This window comes from Lactobacillus sp. B4015 (assembly GCF_026536055.1).
Taxonomy (GTDB): Bacteria; Bacillota; Bacilli; order Lactobacillales; family Lactobacillaceae; genus Lactobacillus; species Lactobacillus panisapium.
This window is the reverse complement of sequence record NZ_JAFNOY010000004.1, coordinates 210,081-230,304: the sequence shown is the minus strand read 5'-3', so window position 1 is coordinate 230,304 and position 20,224 is coordinate 210,081. Positions and strand designations below refer to the sequence as shown.

Annotated in this window: 28 protein-coding genes, 1 other RNA gene and 1 pseudogene; 6 read left to right on the top strand and 24 right to left on the bottom strand. The window is 34.8% G+C overall.

What is annotated here, in order from left to right; translation table 11 throughout:
• Positions 1-209: 209 nt before the first annotated feature.
• The 9 genes from J3U71_RS05825 to J3U71_RS05785 are packed head-to-tail and all read right to left on the bottom strand — an operon-like array spanning position 210 to position 4,762.
• Positions 210-431 (bottom strand): hypothetical protein, encoded by a 222-nt coding sequence (locus J3U71_RS05825; protein ID WP_267392784.1) that lies wholly within the window; start codon positions 429-431, stop codon positions 210-212.
• 9 nt (positions 432-440) lie between these two features.
• Complete coding sequence (locus tag J3U71_RS05820; RefSeq protein WP_267392785.1) at positions 441-674, bottom strand: hypothetical protein; 234 nt, start codon at positions 672-674, stop codon at positions 441-443.
• Between the two features lie 14 nt (positions 675-688).
• Positions 689-910, bottom strand: a complete 222-nt coding sequence (locus tag J3U71_RS05815; RefSeq protein ID WP_267392786.1) for a hypothetical protein — start codon at positions 908-910, stop codon at positions 689-691.
• Positions 903-1,202, bottom strand: a complete 300-nt coding sequence (locus J3U71_RS05810; protein ID WP_267392787.1) for a hypothetical protein — start codon at positions 1,200-1,202, stop codon at positions 903-905. Before J3U71_RS05810 ends, J3U71_RS05815 begins: the two co-directional genes overlap by 8 nt.
• A 2-nt stretch (positions 1,203-1,204) precedes the next feature.
• A complete protein-coding gene (locus tag J3U71_RS05805) occupies positions 1,205-2,014 on the bottom strand; it encodes a DnaA ATPase domain-containing protein (protein WP_267392788.1) in 810 nt (269 codons plus the stop codon).
• 15 nt (positions 2,015-2,029) lie between these two features.
• On the bottom strand, positions 2,030-2,866 hold the full coding sequence (locus J3U71_RS05800) for a conserved phage C-terminal domain-containing protein (RefSeq protein ID WP_267392789.1): 837 nt from the start codon (positions 2,864-2,866) through the stop codon (positions 2,030-2,032).
• Between the two features lie 11 nt (positions 2,867-2,877).
• The gene (locus J3U71_RS05795) at positions 2,878-3,588 is read right to left on the bottom strand and encodes an ERF family protein (protein WP_267392790.1); all 711 of its coding nucleotides are present in this window, start codon (positions 3,586-3,588) and stop codon (positions 2,878-2,880) included.
• Positions 3,588-4,487, bottom strand: coding sequence for a DUF1351 domain-containing protein (locus J3U71_RS05790; protein WP_267392791.1), 900 nt, complete (start codon positions 4,485-4,487; stop codon positions 3,588-3,590). The genes J3U71_RS05795 and J3U71_RS05790 overlap by 1 nt, the downstream gene beginning before the upstream one ends.
• Before the next feature lie 35 nt (positions 4,488-4,522).
• Positions 4,523-4,762: a hypothetical protein gene (locus J3U71_RS05785; protein ID WP_267392792.1), complete on the bottom strand. Its 240-nt coding sequence runs from the start codon at positions 4,760-4,762 to the stop codon at positions 4,523-4,525.
• A gap of 62 nt (positions 4,763-4,824) precedes the next feature.
• Here J3U71_RS05785 and J3U71_RS05780 point away from each other — a divergent pair, with 62 nt between their 5' ends.
• On the top strand, positions 4,825-5,205 hold the full coding sequence (locus tag J3U71_RS05780; RefSeq protein ID WP_267392793.1) for a DUF2513 domain-containing protein: 381 nt from the start codon (positions 4,825-4,827) through the stop codon (positions 5,203-5,205).
• Here J3U71_RS05780 and J3U71_RS05775 read toward each other — a convergent pair.
• The 4 genes from J3U71_RS05775 to J3U71_RS05760 form a co-directional block, all read right to left on the bottom strand.
• Positions 5,180-5,413 carry a hypothetical protein gene (locus J3U71_RS05775; protein ID WP_267392794.1) on the bottom strand — a complete coding sequence of 78 codons (234 nt, stop codon included), beginning with the start codon at positions 5,411-5,413 and terminating at the stop codon, positions 5,180-5,182. The two genes, J3U71_RS05780 and J3U71_RS05775, sit on opposite strands and share 26 nt — an antisense overlap.
• Before the next feature lie 30 nt (positions 5,414-5,443).
• A complete protein-coding gene (locus tag J3U71_RS05770) occupies positions 5,444-5,779 on the bottom strand; it encodes a hypothetical protein (protein WP_267392795.1) in 336 nt (111 codons plus the stop codon).
• Positions 5,780-5,792: 13 nt separating this feature from the next.
• On the bottom strand, positions 5,793-6,056 hold the full coding sequence (locus J3U71_RS05765; RefSeq protein ID WP_267392796.1) for a helix-turn-helix domain-containing protein: 264 nt from the start codon (positions 6,054-6,056) through the stop codon (positions 5,793-5,795).
• 79 nt (positions 6,057-6,135) lie between these two features.
• Positions 6,136-6,387, bottom strand: a complete 252-nt coding sequence (locus J3U71_RS05760) for a helix-turn-helix transcriptional regulator (protein ID WP_267392797.1) — start codon at positions 6,385-6,387, stop codon at positions 6,136-6,138.
• Between the two features lie 142 nt (positions 6,388-6,529).
• Here J3U71_RS05760 and J3U71_RS05755 point away from each other — a divergent pair, with 142 nt between their 5' ends.
• From J3U71_RS05755 to J3U71_RS05740, 4 genes are all read left to right on the top strand, one after another.
• Positions 6,530-7,192 carry a LexA family protein gene (locus tag J3U71_RS05755; RefSeq protein ID WP_220269455.1) on the top strand — a complete coding sequence of 221 codons (663 nt, stop codon included), beginning with the start codon at positions 6,530-6,532 and terminating at the stop codon, positions 7,190-7,192.
• A 73-nt stretch (positions 7,193-7,265) separates the two neighbouring features.
• Complete coding sequence (locus J3U71_RS05750; RefSeq protein WP_267392798.1) at positions 7,266-7,466, top strand: hypothetical protein; 201 nt, start codon at positions 7,266-7,268, stop codon at positions 7,464-7,466.
• Positions 7,467-7,778: 312 nt separating this feature from the next.
• Positions 7,779-8,429, top strand: a complete 651-nt coding sequence (locus tag J3U71_RS05745; RefSeq protein WP_267392799.1) for a hypothetical protein — start codon at positions 7,779-7,781, stop codon at positions 8,427-8,429.
• A gap of 129 nt (positions 8,430-8,558) precedes the next feature.
• Positions 8,559-9,680: a tyrosine-type recombinase/integrase gene (locus J3U71_RS05740; protein ID WP_267392800.1), complete on the top strand. Its 1,122-nt coding sequence runs from the start codon at positions 8,559-8,561 to the stop codon at positions 9,678-9,680.
• A gap of 88 nt (positions 9,681-9,768) precedes the next feature.
• On the opposite strand, the gene ssrA is transcribed toward J3U71_RS05740, so the two are convergent.
• From ssrA to comGA, 10 genes and pseudogenes are all read right to left on the bottom strand, one after another.
• Positions 9,769-10,134: a transfer-messenger RNA gene (ssrA, locus tag J3U71_RS05735) on the bottom strand.
• 74 nt (positions 10,135-10,208) lie between these two features.
• The gene (locus J3U71_RS05730) at positions 10,209-11,015 is read right to left on the bottom strand and encodes a Cof-type HAD-IIB family hydrolase (protein ID WP_267392801.1); all 807 of its coding nucleotides are present in this window, start codon (positions 11,013-11,015) and stop codon (positions 10,209-10,211) included.
• Positions 11,008-11,478, bottom strand: a pseudogene (locus J3U71_RS05725) (HIT family protein). The gene J3U71_RS05730 and the pseudogene J3U71_RS05725 overlap by 8 nt, the downstream one beginning before the upstream one ends.
• Positions 11,479-11,566: 88 nt before the next feature.
• Positions 11,567-12,751, bottom strand: coding sequence for an acetate/propionate family kinase (locus tag J3U71_RS05720; RefSeq protein ID WP_267392802.1), 1,185 nt, complete (start codon positions 12,749-12,751; stop codon positions 11,567-11,569).
• 43 nt (positions 12,752-12,794) lie between these two features.
• Entirely contained in the window at positions 12,795-13,796 is a 1,002-nt protein-coding gene (locus tag J3U71_RS05715; RefSeq protein ID WP_267392803.1) for a class I SAM-dependent methyltransferase, read from the bottom strand.
• 192 nt (positions 13,797-13,988) lie between these two features.
• Positions 13,989-14,744 carry a ComGF family competence protein gene (locus tag J3U71_RS05710; RefSeq protein WP_267392804.1) on the bottom strand — a complete coding sequence of 252 codons (756 nt, stop codon included), beginning with the start codon at positions 14,742-14,744 and terminating at the stop codon, positions 13,989-13,991.
• Positions 14,731-15,171, bottom strand: a complete 441-nt coding sequence (locus J3U71_RS05705; protein ID WP_267392805.1) for a type II secretion system protein — start codon at positions 15,169-15,171, stop codon at positions 14,731-14,733. The genes J3U71_RS05710 and J3U71_RS05705 overlap by 14 nt, the downstream gene beginning before the upstream one ends.
• Positions 15,146-15,484 (bottom strand): competence type IV pilus major pilin ComGC, encoded by a 339-nt coding sequence (gene comGC / locus J3U71_RS05700; RefSeq protein WP_267392806.1) that lies wholly within the window; start codon positions 15,482-15,484, stop codon positions 15,146-15,148. The genes J3U71_RS05705 and comGC overlap by 26 nt, the downstream gene beginning before the upstream one ends.
• Before the next feature lie 11 nt (positions 15,485-15,495).
• Positions 15,496-16,488, bottom strand: coding sequence for a type II secretion system F family protein (locus J3U71_RS05695; RefSeq protein WP_267393014.1), 993 nt, complete (start codon positions 16,486-16,488; stop codon positions 15,496-15,498).
• On the bottom strand, positions 16,466-17,440 hold the full coding sequence (gene comGA, locus J3U71_RS05690; RefSeq protein WP_267392807.1) for a competence type IV pilus ATPase ComGA: 975 nt from the start codon (positions 17,438-17,440) through the stop codon (positions 16,466-16,468). Before comGA ends, J3U71_RS05695 begins: the two co-directional genes overlap by 23 nt.
• A 992-nt stretch (positions 17,441-18,432) precedes the next feature.
• Between comGA and J3U71_RS05685 the strand changes: the two genes are divergently transcribed.
• On the top strand, positions 18,433-18,774 hold the full coding sequence (locus J3U71_RS05685) for a helix-turn-helix domain-containing protein (protein WP_267392808.1): 342 nt from the start codon (positions 18,433-18,435) through the stop codon (positions 18,772-18,774).
• Between the two features lie 453 nt (positions 18,775-19,227).
• On the opposite strand, the gene J3U71_RS05680 is transcribed toward J3U71_RS05685, so the two are convergent.
• On the bottom strand, positions 19,228-19,956 hold the full coding sequence (locus tag J3U71_RS05680) for a YebC/PmpR family DNA-binding transcriptional regulator (RefSeq protein ID WP_220269445.1): 729 nt from the start codon (positions 19,954-19,956) through the stop codon (positions 19,228-19,230).
• Positions 19,957-20,224 lie beyond the last annotated feature (268 nt).

The window sequence follows — 20,224 nt, the reverse complement described above, 5'->3', positions numbered from 1 at the left end:
AATAAAAATTGGATCGTTTCCGCCTAGCTCTTTATAGCAGTTAGTACACATGACTGTTTCTTCTTTTCCATCTTTAATTATCATCATTTTTCCACATTCTATCTTCTACAGATCTTATTGCTATCTCTGTTAGTAAATTTCGATATTCTTCAATAGATTTGCACTGTTTACGTTTGTCGAAAATTCTATTGTAATTAGGACATGATCTGTTATTTTCCATTTTGTTTCTCCTCAACTAGCTTTCCATCTTCATAAAATGCCCTCTCATCAAAACTGTAGTCAGTTAATTTTTTAACCTTTTCAATTGCTGCATTTAAATTACTAAACTCAAATGCAGCGTCTTTATTACTAGTAAAACGAGGCTCTAACTTATGATTTGAATTTTCAAACATCTCAACCAACCATTTACCTCGTTTAGCTGTCACACTCATTACTGCACCTCATAACTCTCTGCCACACATTGGGCAGTTAGCAATATCAACACAACCCTCGACATGACTAGCATCATCTCTAACATCTAATGTCTTATCCTCTGGGTCAAATAGAAGTGTAATATAACTATCTTCAATTGCTTGTGACTCAAATGAAGTTAATGTTACTTCCCCTCCTGCACAGTAAGGGCACTTATCTTGGCTAACTTCTGGCTTATCCTCTTTGTCATTTAAATTAGGCATATTTAATCTTCCCCTTATCCAATAAATCTAACTGGTGTCTTTTTGCTGCTGTACTTCTTTTCAAAGTCGACAAAGAACTGATGTAGCTTATTTAGTTTCTTTTCTTGCGAACGGTCGTAGGCTCCAATGCCGTGACCTTGCAGTATGTCGTATTCATAACGTGCTTTTGCGCGCTCTTTTAATTGCTTGGTATAAATAGCATCCCAGTCGGTTACTGTCTCAATGTGCTTAATCATGATTAGTTACAGGCTCTTTGATGACTAAATCTAATTTCGACTTACTGCCGTCATAGATTACTGCTTTCTCATCTTCTAAATATGATGTTAAATCAGGCTTGTTTATCCAAACATTTCGCATGTTCTCGTTCGTGCTATTCGACTTTGTCAATGATGTGAAGTAAAAATTCTTATTTTTATCAACACCGCCGCCGTCCCAACTACCAATTAACCAATAATCATCATCAAAATATGCTATGTCACCCGGTCTTGCCTGTACTACTGGCTTTGCCTTTCCTACATTGATTTTCATTGTTAAATCCTCGTTCTCTTATCTTCAATTTTCGTAAAATCTATTACTCGGCTTCGGTCGCCCTCCTGCATTCTGCTGACTAATCTTGAATGGTAGGTGCTGTATAGCTCGTCCATGCTTAGATTAGTTGTTGTGATGATGCGTTGATTGCTTTCGTAAATATCGAATATGGTATCTTGTACGAAACTCGTAGCCATGTTATTGGCACTTTCAGCGCCCAGATCGTCTAGAACAACTACATTGGCTTTCTTAACCACGTCTGTAACGTGTTTCGGTGACCATACGCCCGTTTTGTCGTTGAACCAATTTTTCATCTCTCTTATCAGCTTGTTAACACTAATAAATAGACACCTCACCATTGGCTCAGAATTGTCGTTCACGGCGTTTAACATTGCCATGGCTAGATGTGTCTTACCCGCTCCAGCATTTCCGTAGAGCAAGCTATTACCCTTCTTGTGTGGGTATTTGAAATAAGCACCAGCAATCTTTCTAGCTTGTTGTTTGGCAACTGCCTCAAGCGACTGTTCGCCCTGCGTTTTAAACGTGTCAAACGTGTAATTAAACACTTCGTTTCTATCCACCAGTGACTGCCTCCGTAAGTAGCCTTTGGTATCTTGCTCTTTGACCTGATTAATCATCCGCTTTTCTTGAACTTTGTTTTTGTCAAGAACGCACGCTTCGCAGAATGGCTTAATTTTGTCAAACCCGTCCAAATAGACCAGATGATACTCAGGATGTCTAGGGCAGGTCTCGCTTGTTCGATGCAATCGATGCTCAATTAACTTCATGGTGTTGCTGTTAATCTCTTTCATGACTCCTCCTTGTGCTTAAAACGGTAGATCTTCATCGGGAATATTCTCAATGGTGTCATCTTTAAGAACACTGAAATCTCTTTGCGGTGGAACATTACGAACCTTTTCGTTTAAATAACTCTCAAACTTAGTACCAAACAACGTCTGCGGTCTTAGGTACTTACTCATCTTGGGATCGTGAGCCCAAGTTGCACACTTGTTATCAATAACCTGCTTGAAATCATCTAGTGAATAGCCTTCTTTAGCTCGAGCATCAATTAACCTCTTGTTAATAGCAGAGCTAGGCTTGTACTTAGTACCCAACTTCTCATTGAGATAATTAATGACCTTTTTGTAGAGTGGCTCTTCGTCTTCATCATCAACTGAACTATATATACTTCTTCTTATATTGTTCTTCTTATATTGTTCTTCTTTTGTAGCAACCTGTTTCCCTAGGGTCTGGCAACCTGTTTCCCTAGGGTCTGGCAGCCTGTTTCCATGGGTATGGAAATCAGTTTCCCTAGGTGCATTACTTGAATTAGTGTTCCAGCTTTTTGCAAACGTACTTGCAAGCTCTTCCCCCGCAGTGATTTTTCTGTAATCTATCTCTCCGTTTTCCTTCTTATAAATTTGTCTGTTGATCAAATTCATATCTTCTAGCAAGCTTAAATAGTTGCTAATGGATTTTTTGGAACATTTTAATTTGTCAGCCAGCGTTGAATTGCTCATATAGAACTCTCCTGTAACGTTAAGCATTGAAATGATTTCTCCTAATAGCAAAATTGATTTTGGCTGCTTTAAAAGCTGCTCATCTCTAGCCGCACTAATTGGTATCATGAGAAACGCTTTTGATCCATTAAAAGTTTTAGTCATAATTGGCCCTCCTAGGAAACAACTCCATCTTTAGCCAGTTTTGTAAACACTTCTAAATCTTTGCCCTTTAAGCTATTAGCAAAATTTTTTGCCTTTTGGTTACCCTCAGATGCATGTTTAACTACCAAATACATTGGTACTAGTTGACCGTTGTAATTAACTTTGTAATCCTTAATATTTGCGGATTTAGCATGTGACTTAGCTTGATTACGCTGTTGTGCGGAATTGCTTGCTCTGCTCTGTCCAGTAGCTCTATATCCACCATCGGGGTTGCTGTCTTGTGCATCTGGGTCTTCATCTTTGTCCGTAATATTGAATAGCTGTTTGTAAAAATACTTCTGCGCACTTGTGCAAGCTTTTTGCACTGCTTTCTCTCCAGTATCAGAGCCTGCTCCAGGCATTGATCCAACCATTGTTTCAATGCCATCCGTAATAGTAAATGTTCCCAAAACGTAGACAAAGTTGTTAACACCACCTTTAGCAGTTTTTTGCTGTTCACGGTCAACTATTTCAAAGCTCGGAACAATTGCAAACTTGTTATCAGAAATTACACGTTGCACTGCAGCTTTAATAGCTGCTTCAGATTGAAAAGAATAACGTTGAAAGTTGTTATTACCGTCTTTGGCGATGGCGCCAATATCTTTATTGGCTTTAGCAATCTTTTCAGCTAAAGGAATATAGTCTTTAGGCTTGCTAATGCCTTGCTTATTACTCTCAGTCATTACGCATCCCTCACCTGCTCACATTTAATACCAGCTGTTTTAATGAACTTCGATAGTTGCTTGAATTGATGACTAGTTGCAGTGAGTTTAAACTTGCCCTTGTCAGTGATTAAGAAAGCAGTTTGAAAGCTGTCTACAATCTCACCGGTTGTCTTATCAATAGCCTTACCATTTTGATTAACCAGCTTTTCCTGTTGCTCTTTTTTGGCCTTTTCATTACGTTCTGCCTCAGCTTTGATGTCTTCAGCGTAACTACTCATCTGAGCCAATACATCACTTAGCTTAGTATTTTCCATCATGAGCATTTGAACCCAATGTTCATGTGGCAGTCCCAGCTCCTTAGCTCTTGCAGTTACAACTTTCATATTTTCGGCAAGTTCTTCTTTTTCTCTGAGTAACACATCAATCTGTGTTTGTACTTCCTTTTCGAATACAGCGTATGAGGCCGTTTTGTTGAACCATTTAGGATTAACTTCAATCTTGTTAGCTTCAACGCCAGCAGCTTGGCATCGCTTAGCAACGTCCGACATGATCAATTGCTCACGCATTTCTTTGGCATGATCTTCATAATTTTTGATTTGCGCACCAATATTGGTAGAGGTCTTGTCAATCTCTTTAGTAAGTCCCTTAATCTGGGACTTAAAGTTGTTGACAGGCTCATCTATAGACTTAACAATACTAATCTTACGGTCATTAAGAGCCTTCTTAAGCTTGTTGAGTTTAGCACGTGTAAGCTTAGCCTCTTTCATGTTTTCAGGCGTAACCTTGAATTGGCTGTACTCTTCACTTAATCTATTAACATTACTTTTTAAGTCTGCGTATTCTGGGAAGTCAATTTTGGCTGTCGTGAATGCAATTCCATAATTTTGACCATCCAGAGTTATCATTTTCTTTTCCATGTGCTATAATTCTCCTATATAGTTATTTTTAATTTTTAGTCGAAAAGTCCGTTGCCGCGGGCTTTTTTGTTCGCCATTAAGTCCCTGGTAACTGCTCGGGGCCACTCGCTATTAAACAAACGAGCAGTAGTACCAATACAGTTACTATTAGTAACAATATTAGCAATGCGCTTTTGGCGCCTTTTTTTGTTACGCCTTTGCTCCCAAAGTCGAAGCAGGCGTTTAATACACGTATCCATTTGAACATTACCCTTTCTAAAATTTTCATTATTCACCTTTCTTATCTACTCTCTCTAATCACATTGTGAGATAATTTAAAATGTGAAAGGAGTAAAATATGGAACTAAACTACGATTTTGTTCGTGAAATATTAATAGACTATGCTGAAAGCAAAAATGTGAGCGGACCAACGGTCATAGAATTATTAGACTTTGCAAAAACTAAAAATAAAACTTATGACGAATTGGCATTTTCATTAGCCAGAATGTATGAAGGAAATCTTATTTCTGATTCACCCATACTAATAGGCAATCACTATAAAATAGTTTCCCCCGGCAATTTAACTTGGCAAGGTAACGAGTATTTAAGCTCAATACGTAGTCAAAATATTTGGTCAGAAACAAAATCTAAAATAAAGAAAATTGGTTCGAAAGTAACTTTCGAAACTATTGTTTCAGTTGCTAGTGCAATTGCTAAACATCAACTCGGCCTATCTTAAAATCCGTACCATCTACCCATATAAATATTTCTTTTAAATGCTGATTTTCGGGCAAGTGTTCCAAAATCAGTTTTTTTAATTCAGAGTTAGGATGGATTTCAGAATCAAAGCAGCTCCCTATAGCCGTTCCGGTTAATAATGGAACTCGATAGCCTTCTTCATCAAAGAAAAAGTAGATGTAGTTAATTGGCTTTTCTGTTCTTTGCATTATTTTTTCCTCTTAATATTAATAAATGAATTAAGCCAAGGGCTCATAAGGACTAAGTTGTTGCTCAATTTTATTTGCAATATTTCCCCAATTAATGTAATCCAAGCCGTATTTATTCAACTGATAGATAATGCTGTCAGCTATACAATTTTCTTTATCACTAACGTTGCTTTCATCTTCAGTTGATTTAGAATTGCTAGGTTGACTGGCTTCAGTCGTAATGGCTAACTTAGTTTTTTGAATATCCCTTAAAACGCCTTTCAATTCTTCGTTCAGTTGAATGGCTTTTTTGATGTTCAAATTAAGCTCTTGTAGCTCCTTAGCATTATTTACCTTAATCGTTATTTCACTTACTATTTTTGACATTTCTGGCTCCTTTCTAAAATTGGTTTTTCTTCATCGTCTTAGTTAGTTCGAGCTTTGAATACCTCCTGACACCATCGATCATGCTGTAAGGGATTAGCCCCTTTTTTAGCCACTCATAAAATTTACGCTTTGAAACTCCTAAGTATTTCATTGCGTCAGTAGCATTCATCCATTCGTTTTCCTCCTGGAATGATATTCCCCTTTCTGCTAGAACTTCTCGAACAGCGTCGACTAAGTCCTTTTTTGGGATAACTACAGGTACTTTTACCTCCATCATTTATCACAACTTTCTTAAATAAATTCTAATTGTCCAATCAGAATGATTGATGAACTTGTAAAAACAAATTTCTAAATTTCTATTGAACCGCTTGTTTTTTTCTTTTTAAACGAATAAACTCGTTTCTGTTGCCAAAAAAAAGAGCATCTGGCGAAATACCATAAATCTTGCCAATATTAATAGCGTCTAAATACGATAGCTTAGTACTGTTCTTTTCCCAGCCTGACAAAGTTGTTTGTGTAATACCAAGCTTCTTTGCCGCTTCGGCTTGCTTATATCCTGCATTTACTCTTGCTGCTTCCAAAGTCAACTTGATATTTTCATTATCCATTCCTTGTCCTCCTTTCTTAGTCTATCTAAATATTATAACGAGTTTATTCGTTTGTCAATGAATAATACGAGGAAATACTAAAAAACTCGTTTACAAATTAAATAAAGCCATATAATATATAGTAAGAAAGGTGGAAAAAGAAATGCCACGAAATAAATTATCAGACCCAGAAAAAATAGCTAGACAGACAATTGCAGAAAATTTACGAAAGTTTACGCATGGAATGACACAGGCAGAACTTTCTGCCAAAACTGGAATTCCCAAATCAACTTTATCCGGATATTTTGCGCAAAGGTCAACTCCCAATGCCGGAACCCTAGAAAAAATTGCTGACGCACTTAATATTAGCAAAAGTGATATTGATCCCAGATATGATTTAACTTTACCATCTAATATTATAGATATTGATCATTCACAATTAAACTCTATTCGTATTCCCATTGTGGGTGAAATAGCTTGTGGTACACCAATTACTGCCGAGCAAAATATTGAAGGTTATCATTATGTAAATCTTAAGCATGTACCTGCTGGAAAAATGTTCGGATTACGTTGTAAGGGCGATTCCATGGAACCATTAATTCCAAACGGCGCAATTGTAACCGTTCTTCAACAACCGAGCGTTGAAACTGATGAGATTGCTGCAGTTATGATTAACGGAGAAGCAACCCTGAAGCGATTTAAAGAGCTAAGTAAAGGACATATTGTTCTTTATCCAATTAATACAAAATATGAACCTATCTTTTTAGATGGTGAAGAAGATGTAAAAATTATAGGAAAAGCTATTCATTTTGATGGTGAACTATAAAATTAAATAAAATGTAAGAGAAGAGATTAAAGAGAAAAGTATGGTTAAAAATTTTAATAAGAACGATTTAATTATGTTTATGTTAGATAAAGCAATGAGTCAGGGCATAAAATGTCTTTTAGAGAAAAATGACCCTAATGTACCATGTAAAGCAGATTGTGACAATAAAACAATCATAATTAACATGAATTGGAAAAATCAAAAAGAATTACCATTCAAAATTGGGCACGTGATTGGTCATATTGCAAATGGTGATCATGGGGTACAAATTTAAATAATTAATCATTTCTCCACCACACCGCTGACGTGAAATCTACGAAGAATATAAAATTGAGATTTGTAATCACTAAAAATTAGTTATTGGCATTTTAAAATGTTTCTAGCTACTTTTATTTTAGTCATGTGCGGTTGGTGCACCTCACGCCATAGAAAATAAAACAAGTGATGCTAGGAGTACAGTTGGATTTATTGTGGCTATATTTTTTTTGGTCTGTGAAATTGTTTATATGGTATCTATTGAACGTGTCAAATTTTCTAATAGATTTCGATGTGAAATAAGGTAAATTAATTCGAAGGAGAATAAATTATGAAAGAGGTTACATTGAAGAATTTGAATAATGGCAAATTACAAAATGAAAAAGTTGGCTTTGCATGGCCAGCCTTACTCTTTAATTGTCTTTATCTGCTTTTTAGAAAAGACTGGATTACATTTGGGACGTGTCTTCTATTAAACTTTTTGTTTTGCTTATTACCAGCTGGTTGGTATGGTCTTTTCTTTTTACTTACCAATGTTGCAATTTGCTTAAGATACAATAAAATTCGAATAGAATATCTGCTTAGCCATGGCTGGTGTGCAGCAGATAAAAATACTGATCAAATATTGCTTAATAACAATATTCATACAGATAGTAATAAAAATATGATCAAAGGCAAGCCTATAAATAATAAAGTACATCAAAGCAACTCAAATGAATTCGATGAAAAGGACAAAATAACCGCCGAAAAAGCTAAAAACGCTATTTCAGCACTCAGTTATTTCGGAGGAATCCACTGCCCACGTTGTTTTTCCAAAAACGTTCAAGTTATTGGGCAACACAAAAAAGGTTTCTCTTTTGGGAAAGCTATTGCTGGAACTGCATTAGCTGGGGGAATAGGTTCACTGGCTGGCTTTGCTGGTAAAAAAACCAAAAAAGTAGATATGATATGTTTAAATTGTGGAAAAAAATTTAGAAAATAAAGTACAGTGAACGTACAAAAAAGCTCCTAAGAACCCGCATGCAAACAGATTTCTTAAGAGCTAATAAAGCAGACTAAGGCTAAGGCCCTTTGTCTGCTCCTATTATAACAATATTAAGGGAGTTAAGCTATGCCAAAAAGAGATAATCACATTAAAGAATATAAGAGCAAAAGTGGTGAACGACGGTTTAAATTCCACCTATATTTAGGTTTGGATGAGAATGGTAAGCGAGTCAATATAACTAGGCAAGGATTTACTAATTACAACGATGCTAAAACCACCTACGATAAATTAAGGGCTAATGGTACTCAAGGTTATAGCAAGCCGAAACAAATAAAAACTAGCGAAATGTATAAAATATGGTTTAACAATTACAAAGGCCAGGTCAAAGAATCTACCGCAAATAAAAACTATCAGTGGTTCAAAAATCATATTAATCCTATTTTTGGCAATCAGTATATGGATAAAATCCAGTCTAAAACCGTTCAAAAATTTGCAGATCAAAAAGCAAAAGAGATTGTTAAGTATCGGGATATCATTAATTTACTAAGTTCACTGTTTGAGTATGCCATGCGGTTAGGCTATGTCAATGATAATCCCGTAAGAAAGATTATTATTCCTAAAAAAACATCCCGCCCAAGACGAGATGTTGAACACAATGTTTATTCGCGTAAAGAATTAACTGAGTTTCTTGAAGCAGCTAAAAAATATAATATAAGAGCTTATACTTATTTCAAAATACTATCTTCTACTGGGCTTAGAAAATCTGAAGCTTTAGCACTTACTTGGCAAGACATTGATTTCAACAAAAATTTATTGCACGTTAACAGAACATTAGCTTTAGGATTAAACAATCATACAATCATTCAACCACCTAAAAGCAAGATGTCCAAAAGAACTTTACCGATATCAAATAGTTTAAGAAATGCTTTAATTGACTACAAACAATCGCAAAAAATATTGTCTAATAAACTATTTCATACTTATAAAGGAACATATTACCCTATTAGTAAACCGGCAACATGGCTAGCCCGCATATACAAAAACAATCCTGATTTAAGAAAAATTACGATACACGGTTTTAGACATACATTTGCCACTCTATTGATTAGTGAAACTAGCATAAAACCCAAAACTGTTCAAATGTTACTTGGTCATGAAGATATCAAAATGACCCTTGATATTTATACTCACATTAATGAGAAAAACAGAGAAGACGCCATCAGTTCGATACAACAATTAGATATTTAGTTTTTTATTCGCCTATGCCGTGCGTTTGCCGTGCAAGCAATAAAATAAAGCCCCACAATCCTATGATTGCAGGGCTTTATTAGTATTAAAGTGGAGATGAGGGGAATTGAACCCCTGTCCAAACGCATCCCGTCACTGACATCTACGATTATAGTTATATTATTTGAACTTCACTAGCCCAAAACGCCATATAACAGGGCTAGAATGGACTAGCTAACCTGTAATGACTCTTTTTAACTATTCAGATGAGGTAGTTAAACGTAACTCACTAAGTTGATACTTGAAACCAAACGTGAGTAATTCGGTAACAAGCAACACATGCGCTTAAATTAAGCAGCTAATGCGTAAGAATTTTCTTTATTTGCAGTTATAAAACTGTGACGTTTTTACGTAGACGTGACCTACGAACCGCAGTCAATGCGAATCTACGCCTGTCGAATCCCAAAACATCCCCGTTTAAGACGACATTATTATAGCATAAAGTTGATTGCATTACTACTGGCAGCTGTTATCAGCAATTTTACTTTTTTAAAAAACAAATTTGTCAAACGCCTGCTTAATACCATCATCATCATTGGTTGATGTAACATAATCGGCGTGTTTTTTGGCAGCATCGGATCCATTACTCATTACTACTGCGCTTCCGGCAACATTAAACATCGGAATATCGTTTTGCTCGTCACCAATAGCCAAAATCTCGCTAGTCTTAATTCCTAGTTTTTCGGCCAAGAACTCTAAAGCTGCGCCCTTATTAACATTTTGATGCATAACTTCTAAAAAATAAGGATGTGCTCGAACTACATAGTTATTTTGACCAAATTCTTTAATGACATCATCCTCAATCTGGTCTAATTTTTCTTTTTCATCACCAAAAACAGCTTTAATAATCTGGTGATCTTTAGTCAATTCTGCTGGCTTTCTTACCAAGACCCCAGCACTATTTTCCCATGCCTGAACCACCGTAATCCAATTGACATCCAAGTTACTGGTAATAATATTGCTATCAGCATCCACAATATTGTATGAAACATTGTGATCATATGAATATTGATCAATTTTCTGATAAGTGGCAAAATCTAGCCCTGCTTTTTTTATTAATTTACCTGTAACCGACTCAATCACAGCACCATTAAAAGTAATCACATATTGGTCATCAGTTACAATATCTAATTCATGTAAAAAGTGCTTAACTCCCGCCAAAGGCCGTCCTGAGCACAAAACCACTTTTACTTGTTGGCTTACTGCTTTTTTAATAGTGGTGATTGTTGATTCTAATAACTTTCCGTTACTATTTAATAAAGTATCATCAACATCAATTGCTACTAATTTAATCAATTATTTCTCCTTGCGTTATTTTCTTTAGTTCTTCAGTTATAGCCTGTCTTATTTTTCCATGTTTATTTGCATCATACTGATATTTTGAATCAGTCCAAAAACTCGAATCATACAACCAAACAGGCTTTGCCAACCTTTTAGAATTTTCTGTTAAGTATCGTGGGAATACATGTGCATGCAAAAAATTATCAGTATTTCCTAAAATATCATAGTTAACCCTTTGACATCAGCATACTTTTAATAGGATATCCCCTACCAAACTCATATCACACAAAAATGATGTTCTTTCATTAATTTCTAAATCATTCAAAGAAGGTACTTTTCTTTTAGGTAATATAACGCAATAACCTGGTAAAAACTGTGTATCTCCAAAAGCTACAAAACTTCCAGTTAGTTCCGCCATTACCATTGGATTAGTACCATTTATTGCAGAACCAATTCTGTCATCACGCCAATCCCTCATATTCTCTCCCCTTTAACCTATTTATTTATCATAACAAAAATTATACAAAAAAACCGCTAAGATTTTTTCTTAACGGTTTTTCCGAAGTTTAATTTAAATGTGCCAAACGAACGACATCGCGTTCAATCATCAATTCCTCATCAGTTGGAATAACAAGTGCTTTAATTTTCGAGTCTGGTTTTGAAATAAATTTTTCGCCATTAGACTTATTAGCCTCATAATCAGGTTCTAAGCCCATAAATTCAAATGATTTCATTACTTCTTCCCGAATACCAGCATCATGCTCGCCAACTCCGGCAGTGAAAATAATTGCGTCAACACCTTTAAGTTCAACGATATATGATCCAACATATTGTCTTACCCGGTTAACAAAAATTTTACGCGCAAGTGCTGCTCTTTGTGCAGAATTGTTTTCAAGATCGCGCATATCAGAAGAAATTCCTGAAATTCCTAATAAGCCTGATTTATCATTTAAGATATCAATCATTTCATTAATATCAAGATGATCTTTATTCATAATGTATTGTAAAACAGACGGATCAACATCGCCTGAGCGAGTACCCATGGTGATTCCAGCTAACGGAGTAAAGCCCATTGAAGTATCATATGATTTACCATTTTTTACAGCCGTTACCGACGCACCAGAGCCAAGATGGCAAACAATTAATTTTAAGTCTTCGACATCTTTTTTTAGCATTTGACCGGCACGACCAACAATATAACGAACTGAAGTACCATGAGCACCATACTTACGAATACCATATTTTTCATAGTATTCGTAAGGAATTGAATAAATGTAATGCTCTGGGTCTAAAGTTTGATGGAAAGAAGTATCGAAGACACCAACTTCCGGTACATCAGGTAGTAATTTCATGAAAGCTTCAATTCCCTTACCTTCAGCCGGATTATGTAACGGTGCATATTCTTTTAAATCATAAATCTTTTGCAATTTTGCTTGATCAATGATGGCAGAATCAGTAAAATCTTCTCCCCCTGCAACTATTCGATGACCTACGCCGACAATTTCGCTTAAATCGTCAACTACATGGTAGTCTTTTAAAGCCTTTAATAGCAGATTAACAGCAGTTTCTTGATCTGGAATAGCAATTTCTTGCGTATGCTTTTCGCCGTTTGCCAATTTAATTTCAAAAGAAGAGTCATCAATTCCAACTCGATCGGCAATTCCTTCTGCTAACACTTTTTCTTCTGGGATTGCAAACAATTTATATTTAAAAGAAGAGCTGCCTGAGTTAATTGCTAAAACTTTTTTCATAAATGATATTCCTCCATACACATAATTTAGACTTTTTCACAAATTAATGAATATTTTTAGTATACCACTCATTTAGTTTAACATTAAGCTTGATTAGGTCTTCTTCGTTTTTAAAAGAGTCCAACTTTGTGAGAAATACTTCACAATTTTTTGCTTGCTCGCCGTGGTTTTGAAATACTAACACTGACTTTTGGTTAAACTTATTTTGAAAGAGATTATCGGGTAGCTCAATTATTGCCCGGAGATATACTTTCTCCGACAACCAAGGCATAAAGTCACTTCCACCTTTACCAGAAAGTATTGCTTGCGGTACAACCAAAAAAGCATAGCCATCTGGCCGCAAACTTTTAATAATTTGTTCAATAAATAAGAAGTGAGCAAATGAATGGCCTTTTTCAGCTTTAGTAGCAAAATTTGCAGCATTGTCATCGTCTGGATAGTAGCCAATTGGAATATCGCTTACAACAATATCTGGCTTGGCAAAAAGCCAAGGTGTGAGAGCATCCTGACAGAATAACACAACATCAATCTTATTCAAATGTGCACTGATATCCGCAAAATTGAGCATTTCTTCATCATTATCAATTCCAAATAATTGAAAATTGCTCCGTGAATGATTAGCTCTTTTTAGTTGGTTAATTATTGAAAATAATAAATTGCCTGATCCAATAGCCGGATCCACAATTACCTGTTTTTTATCTGGCAAAAGTTTTTGCATAAACATTGCAATAATTGTTGCGATAATTGGTGGTGTTGGCATTTGATTAGGATCTAGTCCATCTTCATTAATCGCCTTAAGTGTTAAATACGTAAACAGCTGAACTTTAACTTGTTGAGTCAACTCATCATAATGCAGATCAGCGTATTTTTTACTTAATTTAGCCACAGTTTCCTTATCAGGTGCTCCTAATTCAACCTTGATCTGGTTGTTTTCCAAATTATCAAATGTTTCTGTTAGAGCTTCACCAAAAGAGACATTCAATGCCTCTTGCAAGCAATTAATACAATCTAAAAATTTATTAAACAGTTCTTCTATATTGTTCATCTCGTGTCCCCTTCTATTTCATTAAACATTTTAATAGAAAGAAGGCAATTCAAGCAAGCAAATCAATTATTTAGTAGGTATTGGATTAGTAATAAATTATTTTGCATGCAATCACGAAAAATCAACTGGTAAAATTGGACAAAAATTAAACAAGTACTTAAAACTAACACACTACTAAGTAATGCACTTGCTTTAAACTTGGTGAATCTTTTTATTAGCATTTTTTTCCTTCTTTTTCGGAATAGGATCAAGCTTAAAATAAATTTCTGACTTACGACCATCTTCTTCAGTTATCGTTATTTTAATTTGCCGATTTTTAGTGACAAAAAAGGCTCTTTTAATATTTAAAAGAAGTGGCATGTGCCCGCCCTCGGGGGTAGTGACGCGAATCATATTTTTGTAATGCGTCAAAAGATAAATATTTGATTCGCCGTCTTTAGTAACTTTTTCAACAGCGGCTTGCCGTGAATTCGACGCCTCTGGAAATGCGAAGACCGTCTTAACATCTTCATCTGCTAAAAACTGATTAAATTGAACATAACTGAAGACAATATCATCGGTATGATGCTGCAAGTGATTAGACACAGTAATTGTTTTTATTAACCCTTGCAGAGTTACTACAATTAAAAGTGTCACCATAACTGAATAGATGGCTTCTGCTATTAAAAAACCATTATTTCGTGATCTGATAAGTTTTTTATCTTCTGTGTCATAAACTTTTTTATTACCTACTAATTGATAAACGTGATTATGAACTGTAATTTGAGCTAGATCGCATTTTTTCATGACATGCCAGGCGTATACACGATCAGTTTTTTCTTCCATTTTTTGCTCCAAGGCACGACTTTGACCGACGATTAGCGCCATAATCACAACCCCAGAAATAGTTATCAGCAATGCTACCATGCTTTCTGCTATTAAAAATCCTGTTAGCTTAGTCTTTACCATTTATTGCACGTCCCCACATCATTTGTAATCGAATTCGTCTTGTTTCATGATGATTAGTAATGACGACCGTATGCGGTGCCATTGAACCTTTGGCGGATATTTTAAAGTTGGCTAGATTATATATCTCGATTTGAGAGTTGATTTTAATCTTGCGGTAATCATGACTTCTTTTAATAGATAAGTATTTCGATTCTGGATAAAAACTGATTATGGTTGGCTCATGCTCAATAGTTGATATTCTTGCAGCCTGCTCAATTGAGCTTTTAACTTCTCTAGCAGTATTATCCAAAATTAACTTTTCATTATATTTTTTAAGGTAAATTGTTCCAAGCATCACCAAACTAATTGAAATGGTTAAAATAATCATCATCTCAATAAGAGTAAAGCCTGATTTTTTTGCTTTATTCTGTGGCTTTTTGAATAACACCGTCTACAACCGTATAACCTTTAGCCTTTTCAAGCTGCTTTTTAGTTAAATAGCCATCATCAAACATATTTTTAAAGTTAATCTCCTTACCGTCACGATCTTTATCATCCTCATATAAGTTGGCCTGTGTCTGTAATGTGGTTTTAAAAGCATCATTTGTTTTTTCATTGGCACTTTGTTTTTGCTTAGCTAAGTTCGGTGCAATTATCACTAGGAGCATAACAATAATTGCTACAACGATAACCATTTCAATTAAGGTAAATCCTTTTGCTTTTTTCTTTTTAATATTTTTCGTAATTAAATTCTTGTTCATTTTTCCTTCTTCTAGATGCTTTGCATCATTGCATACATTGGTAGCAGCAACTTAAGATACATCCCAATAATGCATAGTCCTATTAAAATAAAACAAACCGGCTGGACATTAACAATCAGCTTAGTAATTCTATTGGTCAAGTCAGTAAAAAGTGTCCGACCTAATAGCAAACATCTTTTACTGAGATCTTCTTTTTTGGAGCCCGCTTTAACTAAAAGCAGTAATTCATTCGGCAAAAAATACTCATGCTTGATAATCTCCGCTAAATTCTTTCCAGCCAATAATTGTTTTCTAATTTTTTCACCGATAAATTGTTGTAATGAACCTTTTTCTTGAATTGCGGCATATTCACACATTTTCTGTAATGAAAAACCACTCGCAAGCAGCATTCCGATATCGTATATCAACAAATATTTAACATATAAACTAATCAAGTTTCCGATAACAGGAAAATGAGCTAATTTATTTAAAGAATGGTAGTCCTGCAATCTTAGTAGGTTCATTATCTTAACCAAATAATATAAAAATAACAGACTCAAAAATAATAAAATGAGTAACATGATATCGCCTGTATGCTCATTAGTATCAGCAAATTGATTTGAAACAAAGGTTTGCATAAAAAACAATAAAAAGATCATCATTAGCGCTAAAACAAATGGATAAGACATTTCTGCTTTTAGTTTTTTAATTTGGTCATTTTTTAACCGGTTTAGAGTTGCCAGTTGCGATAAACATTCAACTAAATTGCCTTGCCTCAGCGCCAATGCAACTTGTGTTGCAGTTGTTTTTGAAAAACCTAATGTCAGCATTAAACTGTTCAAACTGGTACCAGATTGAATATTTTTATTTAATTGAACGAGCAAATCTTTTCGCTTGGGCCATAAAATTGGCATTAATTCCAAGCTAACACTGAGCGAAAAACCATTTGCTAAACTATTTTGTAAATAATCTAAAAAATTAAGCCGCTCTTGATTAGTCAGTTTATCCTTTTTTAAACCGTTCATATACCTGCGCACTGATCTGTCCTCCCTCACATAATTTAGTTAAGTTACTGGGCCAGTTAATAAAATCTGAACGGATACTCTGACTAAGTGCATTTGTTAGATCGTCTTCTGCTGCAATATCCATTAAGCAGGACGAACCATTTACAGTCGGTAATAACCGTTGATAGCAAATTGCGGTAAGACAATTACTTAACTCATTAGCATTAACATGAAGGCTTTCTAACCTTGATAGTGTCTGCAGTGTACTTTTTGCATGCACAGTGGCGAAAACCAAATGGCCACTTAAAGCAGCATCAACTGCCAGCCGTGCAGTCGCGCTGTTTCGTATTTCACCAATAATTAAAATATCTGGGCGATGGCGCATTGCAGCTTCAAGAAGTTTAGTGTATGTGATGCCAGCCTCAAAATTAACCTGTGTTTGTAAAAATGACTTTTCCTGGATTTCCACTGGATCTTCAATTGTCATCACCATTTGGCTCTTGCTCATGCGCTTAGCCAATTTGTACATCGTAGTTGTTTTTCCCGAACCAGTGGGACCGCTTGTTAGAATAAGCCCTCTTTTTTGCGTCAATTTTTCTAAACGCTGCAGCTGTTTACTGTAAAAAAACTTACTTGCACCAATTCGATAAATTATCCTGATAACAAGTGATTCATTATCGTTATAGTCACCGATACTTGATAAACGTAAATAATATTTTTCGTGGTTAAATTGATATTCAAGCGCTCCAACTTGCGGCCGGCGATGTTCAGCAATGTCCATTTGTGCCGCAAACTTCAAAAAATTAATTACTTCCCTTCCTTCATTTACAGAAAATGATCTTTGCCGTTTAATACCAGCTATTGTGCGCAAGCTGATAATCAGTTCTTGATTCTGAATTAAAAAGAAAATATCACTTGTATGCTTTTGAATCGCTTGTTCAATCAGTGAATTAACCGTTTCTTTAACTCGCATAAATACCCCCTTATTTTTGTCACCAGTATTAGTTACGCAAAAAAATGATTTTATTTTTTAAAAAAAATTTTTAGCAAACAAAAAGAGCAGCATTTGCATGCTGCCCTTTTTGCGCTTAAATACCAATCGCCCCAATCAAGCTCGCTTAGAAGGGGTGGAAAACAGTCTCTCACTCTAAAAGATAATGTTTGTATTTGTATAGATTTGTATAGAATATTATGTAATTAATAAAATCTCTAGAAAAGAATAATTTTTTGTATGTTTTCCTCTCACCCATCTGTTCTCATAAGAGATCTACTGTCTTTGTCGAAAAGTCGTTCTTTTAGCAAACTTAAACGAATTTATTAGTTCTTTCGCCTCGATCCAATTAGTATTTATTGCACTTAACCCCAAAGGCATCACACTCCTTTCCATTCGCAAATCGTTAAGCGGAAATAAAGAACAATTAGTACATAGTTCAAAGTTTAGCCACTTATTGAAAAAGTAATGCTACTTTTAATTAGACCATAAGTACACAACAATTACATTTCTTAGACTAGAAGCATTGCTAATTTATTTTATTGAGAACTTTAAAGAAGACCATACCTATAAAACTCAGTTCCTAAAAATATGCTTACTATTCTTTAAACTTTAAGGTATTTAAAGTTGAACAATTGATTTATAAATATTAATTTATATAATAATTAAAAATAAAAAATACCACTTTTAAAATTTGTATTATTAGCATATTAGGTGTTAACTTTTATAGCCGTTTTATACTTAATTTAGTAAATTTACTGTTTATTTTACTATCACAAGTGATACTATTTATGTATAGCAAAAAAGTAGTCAAGTTCAAATAACGGCTACCTGTAGTAAAATTACTACACACTATAACAATTTAAAAAGTCTTTGCATAATTTATTTTAAAGATGGCTATATTATAATACCATGTTTGATAGTGTTCAGGCCAAAAAATAATCGTTTGTGATACTTTTTAGAGGAAAATTACCATGAATGTCTATACGAGAATATATAAAACTGCAAAAAGTCACGGAATGTCAGTCAAGGAAGTAGCAAAAAAAGCTCACATAGGTGAAAACAGTATTTATCGTTGGAAAGTGATCAGACCTTCCCTTAAATCTTTAACCAAAGTAGCAAAAGTTCTTCACGTTTCGACAGATTTTTTACTTGGACAAAACAATAGTGTTGGTATAGATCTTGCTGACACTTCCATACCCTTATTTTATCAAGGTCGTCCTATTCCTGATAAGTACATAAAGATGTTAGAATTTCTCATGGAAGAAGACATTCACGAAAATCAAAAACGAATTAGGACAAATTCATCTGAGTGACTAATTTGCTAATAATGCTTTTTATAGTAATCTGTCCTAGCTTTATACTTCATATAAGAAATTTATCATGTCAAGCAAAAGACAAAAATTGCTCAACTAGCTTTTCTCAAATAATTTGTTACCAAAACCAGTTAAATTTAAATTGCTAATGCAGCAACATCCGGTTCCGTACTATAAATAATTAACTTATCCTATGGATCAAATCAATAACTTTATGATGAAAATTAACAGTACGTGATTTTTGGCTGTAAAACCATTAATTTAGTATTTATTTTAAGTTATATTCTAAAAATCACGTAAAATATATCTATTTTTAGTAAAAAATATTCGTTATTCAGCATTAATTTGCACTACACGTTGAAAAATCAGCTAAAATAAAAACCCTTTAGAAAAGTTTCAAACTAATCTAAAGGGTTAATTTAAATATTTTTTTGTTTTAAAATCAACATAATACTAATCTTCATCAGCTGCTGCAGTGTAAACATTTTGAACATCATCATCGTCTTCAAGTGCGTCAACTAAGTTAGCAAATTGATCCTTCTTTTCTTCTGGAACTGGCGTCGTGTTCTCTGGAATCATTGTAAGTTCAGCATTAGCAAGCTTGTAACCAGCCTTTTCCAGTGCATCACGAACTTGAGCGAATTGCTTTGGATCAGTGTAAATTTCAAAGGCATCGTCACTGGTTTGCAAATCATCACCACCGGCGTCCATTACGTCTAACAACATCTGATCTTCATCAGCATCTGTTGTTGTCCGATCAATAACAATGTAACCTTTGCGATCAAACATATAGGCAACTGATCCAGTAGCACCAAGTGAACCACCATTACGAGTAAAAGCTACTCGAACAGCTGAAGCCGTCCGGTTCTTGTTATCGGTCAAAGCCTCAACAAAAACAGCAATACCACCAGGAGCATAACCTTCATAGGTAATCTCGTCATAATGCTCGTCTGAATTTCCTTCAGCCTTCTTAATAGCCCGATCAATATTTGTCTTAGGCATGTTGTTGGCCCGAGCCTTGTCCATCACCATTCGCAAGTTAGGATTCCCAGAGGGATCAGGACCACCATTCTTTGCAGCCATATATATTTCACGAGATAATTTTTGGAAAATTTTACCTCTCTTTGCGTCTTGCGCATTCTTGCGGCCTTGAATATTGTGCCATTTTGAATGTCCTGACATAAGAATCCTTCTTTCTTTTGGTAAATTATTAACGATATAATCTTACCGCACAGACACGGAAAATTCAATACTAGCAACTAGTTAAGGAAATTTTTTCTTTAATTTATATAATTACGCATTTTTCAAGGATAGCCTGCAATAATTTCGTGATTTACCCTAGTCATTCTCACTTTTAATTAGTAAAATGGAAACGTTAGTTTAATTTAAAGGAGAGAACTTTTGTGGAGGAAATAAATTCTAATCAGAAATTTATCTCGTGGCCCGTACT

Coding starts and splice junctions, on each gene's coding strand:
- J3U71_RS05825 (WP_267392784.1), bottom strand. CDS start 431: ATGAGTGTGACAGCTAAACGAGGTAAATGGTTGGTTGAGATGTTTGAA.
- J3U71_RS05820 (WP_267392785.1), bottom strand. CDS start 674: ATGCCTAATTTAAATGACAAAGAGGATAAGCCAGAAGTTAGCCAAGAT.
- J3U71_RS05815 (WP_267392786.1), bottom strand. CDS start 910: ATGATTAAGCACATTGAGACAGTAACCGACTGGGATGCTATTTATACC.
- J3U71_RS05810 (WP_267392787.1), bottom strand. CDS start 1,202: ATGAAAATCAATGTAGGAAAGGCAAAGCCAGTAGTACAGGCAAGACCG.
- J3U71_RS05805 (WP_267392788.1), bottom strand. CDS start 2,014: ATGAAAGAGATTAACAGCAACACCATGAAGTTAATTGAGCATCGATTG.
- J3U71_RS05800 (WP_267392789.1), bottom strand. CDS start 2,866: ATGACTAAAACTTTTAATGGATCAAAAGCGTTTCTCATGATACCAATT.
- J3U71_RS05795 (WP_267392790.1), bottom strand. CDS start 3,588: ATGACTGAGAGTAATAAGCAAGGCATTAGCAAGCCTAAAGACTATATT.
- J3U71_RS05790 (WP_267392791.1), bottom strand. CDS start 4,487: ATGGAAAAGAAAATGATAACTCTGGATGGTCAAAATTATGGAATTGCA.
- J3U71_RS05780 (WP_267392793.1), top strand. CDS start 4,825: ATGGAACTAAACTACGATTTTGTTCGTGAAATATTAATAGACTATGCT.
- J3U71_RS05775 (WP_267392794.1), bottom strand. CDS start 5,413: ATGCAAAGAACAGAAAAGCCAATTAACTACATCTACTTTTTCTTTGAT.
- J3U71_RS05770 (WP_267392795.1), bottom strand. CDS start 5,779: ATGTCAAAAATAGTAAGTGAAATAACGATTAAGGTAAATAATGCTAAG.
- J3U71_RS05765 (WP_267392796.1), bottom strand. CDS start 6,056: ATGATGGAGGTAAAAGTACCTGTAGTTATCCCAAAAAAGGACTTAGTC.
- J3U71_RS05760 (WP_267392797.1), bottom strand. CDS start 6,387: ATGGATAATGAAAATATCAAGTTGACTTTGGAAGCAGCAAGAGTAAAT.
- J3U71_RS05755 (WP_220269455.1), top strand. CDS start 6,530: ATGCCACGAAATAAATTATCAGACCCAGAAAAAATAGCTAGACAGACA.
- J3U71_RS05750 (WP_267392798.1), top strand. CDS start 7,266: ATGTTTATGTTAGATAAAGCAATGAGTCAGGGCATAAAATGTCTTTTA.
- J3U71_RS05745 (WP_267392799.1), top strand. CDS start 7,779: ATGAAAGAGGTTACATTGAAGAATTTGAATAATGGCAAATTACAAAAT.
- J3U71_RS05740 (WP_267392800.1), top strand. CDS start 8,559: ATGCCAAAAAGAGATAATCACATTAAAGAATATAAGAGCAAAAGTGGT.
- J3U71_RS05720 (WP_267392802.1), bottom strand. CDS start 12,751: ATGAAAAAAGTTTTAGCAATTAACTCAGGCAGCTCTTCTTTTAAATAT.
- J3U71_RS05715 (WP_267392803.1), bottom strand. CDS start 13,796: ATGAACAATATAGAAGAACTGTTTAATAAATTTTTAGATTGTATTAAT.
- J3U71_RS05710 (WP_267392804.1), bottom strand. CDS start 14,744: ATGGTAAAGACTAAGCTAACAGGATTTTTAATAGCAGAAAGCATGGTA.
- comGC (WP_267392806.1), bottom strand. CDS start 15,484: ATGAACAAGAATTTAATTACGAAAAATATTAAAAAGAAAAAAGCAAAA.
- J3U71_RS05695 (WP_267393014.1), bottom strand. CDS start 16,488: ATGAACGGTTTAAAAAAGGATAAACTGACTAATCAAGAGCGGCTTAAT.
- comGA (WP_267392807.1), bottom strand. CDS start 17,440: ATGCGAGTTAAAGAAACGGTTAATTCACTGATTGAACAAGCGATTCAA.
- J3U71_RS05685 (WP_267392808.1), top strand. CDS start 18,433: ATGAATGTCTATACGAGAATATATAAAACTGCAAAAAGTCACGGAATG.
- J3U71_RS05680 (WP_220269445.1), bottom strand. CDS start 19,956: ATGTCAGGACATTCAAAATGGCACAATATTCAAGGCCGCAAGAATGCG.